This window comes from Klebsiella sp. 28, assembly GCF_018223905.1.
GTDB lineage: Bacteria > Pseudomonadota > Gammaproteobacteria > Enterobacterales > Enterobacteriaceae > Klebsiella > Klebsiella pneumoniae.
Genome location: NZ_JAGRQY010000178.1, coordinates 1 through 3,726 on the forward strand (window position 1 = coordinate 1; position 3,726 = coordinate 3,726).

Annotated in this window: 4 pseudogenes; 3 read left to right on the top strand and 1 reads right to left on the bottom strand. The window is 59.1% G+C overall.

The features are described 5' to 3' along the window. The 3 pseudogenes from KHQ28_RS24505 to KHQ28_RS29335 form a co-directional block, all read left to right on the top strand. A pseudogene (locus KHQ28_RS24505) lies at positions 1-334 on the top strand (IS6-like element IS26 family transposase); the annotation flags it as partial. A 53-nt stretch (positions 335-387) separates the two neighbouring features. After that, positions 388-2,697, top strand: a pseudogene (locus KHQ28_RS24510) (Tn3 family transposase); the annotation flags it as partial. A 33-nt stretch (positions 2,698-2,730) separates the two neighbouring features. Beyond that, positions 2,731-2,802: pseudogene (locus KHQ28_RS29335) on the top strand (hypothetical protein); the annotation flags it as partial. Between the two features lie 57 nt (positions 2,803-2,859). On the opposite strand, the pseudogene KHQ28_RS24515 reads toward KHQ28_RS29335, so the two are convergent. Next, positions 2,860-2,943 (bottom strand): annotated as a pseudogene (locus KHQ28_RS24515) (SOS response-associated peptidase); the annotation flags it as partial. Positions 2,944-3,726 lie beyond the last annotated feature (783 nt).

Here is a 3,726-nt window from a genome sequence, read left to right on the forward strand (position 1 = left end):
CAACGTGAAGAAGTGGCAGATCCCGCGATTCATCAACACGGATAAAGCGCCCGCCTATGGTCGCGCGCTTGCTCTGCTCAAACGCGAAGGCCGGTGCCCGTCTGACGTTGAACACCGACAGATTAAGTACCGGAACAACGTGATTGAATGCGATCATGGCAAACTGAAACGGATAATCGGCGCCACGCTGGGATTTAAATCCATGAAGACGGCTTACGCCACCATCAAAGGTATTGAGGTGATGCGTGCACTACGCAAAGGCCAGGCCTCAGCATTTTATTATGGTGATCCCCTGGGCGAAATGCGCCTGGTAAGCAGAGTTTTTGAAATGTAAGGCCTTTGAATAAGACAAAAGGCTGCCTCATCGCTAACTTTGCAACAGTGCCGTTGCTGGCATTGCTCGAGGAGACGGCTGATGATCGGGTGACCCGTTTTGTGTGGCTGCGCCAGTTCGAGCCTGGCTCGAACTCTTCGTCGGCCAACCGGCTGCTCGACCGGCTCGAATATCTGCAACGCATCGATCTCCCCGAGGATCTGCTTGCCGGCGTTCCTGCCCATCGGGTGACTCGTCTGCGCAGGCAGGGTGAACGGTATTATGCCGACGGCATGCGCGATCTCCCGGAGGACAGGCGGCTTGCGATCTTGGCTGTTTGCGTCTCGGAATGGCAGGCGATGTTGGCCGACGCAGTGGTCGAAACCCACGACCGGATCGTCGGCCGTCTCTACCGTGCTTCGGAGCGTATTTGCCATGCAAAGGTCGCAGACGAAGCGGGGGTGGTGCGTGACACCCTGAAATCCTTCGCCGAGATCGGGGGCGCCCTGGTCGATGCACAGGATGATGGCCAGCCGCTGGGCGATGTCATCGCGAGTGGGTCAGGGTGGGACGGCTTAAAAACCCTTGTTGCAATGGCAACCAGGCTGACCGCCACCATGGCCGACGATCCGCTCAATCATGTGCTCGACGGTTATCACCGCTTCCGCCGATACGCTCCACGCATGTTGCGCCTGCTCGATCTGCGAGCTGCGCCCGTTGCACTGCCGCTTCTGGAAGCGGTGACGGCCCTTCGTACCGGTTTGAACGATGCCGCGATGACCAGCTTCTTGCGGCCCAGCTCGAAATGGCATCGCCACCTTCGGGCCCAGAGGGCTGGCGACGCTCGCCTATGGGAGATCGCGGTGCTGTTCCATCTGCGCGATGCGTTCCGCTCCGGAGATGTCTGGCTTACTAGGTCCCGGCGCTATGGCGATCTGAAACACGCACTCGTTCCGGCACAATCCATCGCGGAAGGCGGTCGTCTCGCTGTGCCATTGCGGCCGGAGGAATGGCTGGCAGACCGGCAAGCTCGCCTCGACATGCGGTTGCGCGAGCTTGGCCGTGCCGCTCGCGCAGGCACGATCCCGGGCGGGTCGATTGAAAACGGCGTTCTGCATATCGAGAAACTCGAAGCCGCCGCGCCGACAGGCGCCGAAGATCTGGTGCTCGATCTCTACAAGCAGATCCCGCCCACGCGCATCACCGATCTCCTGCTGGAGGTGGATGCGGCGACCGGCTTCACCGAAGCGTTCACCCATCTGCGCACAGGAGCACCCTGCGCTGACCGGATCGGGCTAATGAACGTTATCTTGGCGGAAGGGATCAACCTCGGCTTGCGCAAAATGGCGGATGCGACAAACACCCACACCTTCTGGGAATTGATCCGCATTGGACGGTGGCATGTCGAGGGCGAAGCCTATGACCGGGCGCTGGCCATGGTGGTCGAGGCACAGGCAGCGTTACCCATGGCCCGGTTCTGGGGCATGGGCACGTCGGCTTCGAGCGACGGACAGTTCTTCGTCGCTACAGAGCAAGGTGAGGCCATGAACCTGGTCAACGCGAAATATGGCAATACCCCGGGCCTGAAAGCCTATAGCCACGTCTCCGACCAATATGCGCCGTTCGCAACCCAGGTGATTCCTGCAACGGCAAGCGAAGCGCCTTACATCCTCGATGGCCTGCTGATGAACGATGCTGGACGCCATATCCGCGAGCAGTTCACCGACACGGGCGGCTTCACCGATCACGTCTTTGCCGCATGTGCCATTCTCGGCTACCGGTTCGCTCCGCGCATCCGCGACCTGCCATCCAAACGGCTCTACGCGTTCAATCCGTCGGCCGCCCCGGCGCACCTGCGAGCGTTGATCGGCGGAAAGGTCAACCAAGCCATGATCGAGCGCAATTGGCCCGACATCCTGCGCATCGCCGCCACCATTGCTGCCGGGACCGTCGCGCCAAGCCAGATTCTGCGGAAACTCGCCTCCTATCCGCGGCAGAACGAGCTCGCGACAGCCCTGCGGGAAGTCGGTCGCGTCGAGCGCACCCTGTTCATGATCGACTGGATTCTGGATGCCGAACTCCAACGGCGTGCCCAGATCGGGCTCAACAAAGGCGAAGCTCATCATGCGCTGAAGCGGGCAATCAGCTTCCACCGCCGCGGTGAAATCCGCGACCGTTCCGCCGAAGGCCAGCATTACCGCATCGCCGGCATGAATCTGCTCGCCGCCATCATCATCTTCTGGAACACCATGAAGCTCGGCGAGGTCGTTGCAAACCAGAAACGCGATGGAAAGCTGCTATCGCCCGATCTCTTGGCCCATGTTTCGCCGCTCGGATGGGAACACATCAATCTCACCGGAGAATATCGCTGGCCAAAGCCTTAGCGTAGGATTCCGCCCCCTCCCGCAAACGACCCCGCTATGGCCCTGGTACGAGCGCTGAACAAAATGACGAAAGCAGGTATGCCTGAAAGCGTGCGTATTGCCTGAAAACACAACCCGCTACGGGGGAGACTTACCCGAAATCTGATTTATTCAACAAAGCCCGTAGGCAATATTTCGATCGGCTTCATTGGCGAGGAGAGAAAGATACTCTTCCCGCGTCATAGACTGAGAAAAACGTCCGCACATGGTTACCTCCAGTGGCCAGACTTAAAGTATAGATAATGCCGCGTCAGCGGCATGGAGGCGCCAGCTGAAGTTGAATGGAGTACTGCGGGTAAATGGCGCCGTCGCCCGGCGCAGCCGGCTGCTGTTTTGACAGGTTCTGCCTCACCCACCCCCTTCCCTGCAAAGCTATACCCGCTAAAAACGGCTCAGATGCCTCTGTACGCGGTCGGAGTGGTCCCGGCAAGGCGACAGCCGCAGTCGGGGCGTATCTCCGCGTTAGCGGGCCGTTAGGGCCGCTTACGAGCGTGTATCCCAGAACTTACCGCGACACTACTCACAGAGATGAAGAAGAATAGTTACAACACCCATCATTAAAAGCGACACTACTCCCGGCCTTCGGCCGGGGGCGGCGGCGCTTTTCAGTGGTGGGGAGGGGCTCCTGGCCGGCAAACCGGCGCCGGTTTTATGATGGATTTCCTTTTGAATGCTGTAACTAATGCAGTTCTCCGGTCGGGGCCCGTCGCGAAGCGATGGGAGCTACTTTTATCTGAGCGACGCGGACGCGTGCGGCCGCTGTAAGCGAAGGCCTCATTGAGTTATTCACAGAGCCGGCAAAGACAAAAGATCTCCCTGCTGCTTGCATGCAGGGGATTAAAAACGTGGGGTAAGACTGTTTTGCAGGTTTGCTGTTACCCTTTTGCTAAATTCCCTGTTTATTCATTTGCGGGTTTTTGTGGATAAGTCAAAACCTGGTGCGAACGTCACAGGGTATACGTGCTCAAACCAGCGATGGTCCGACGGCCG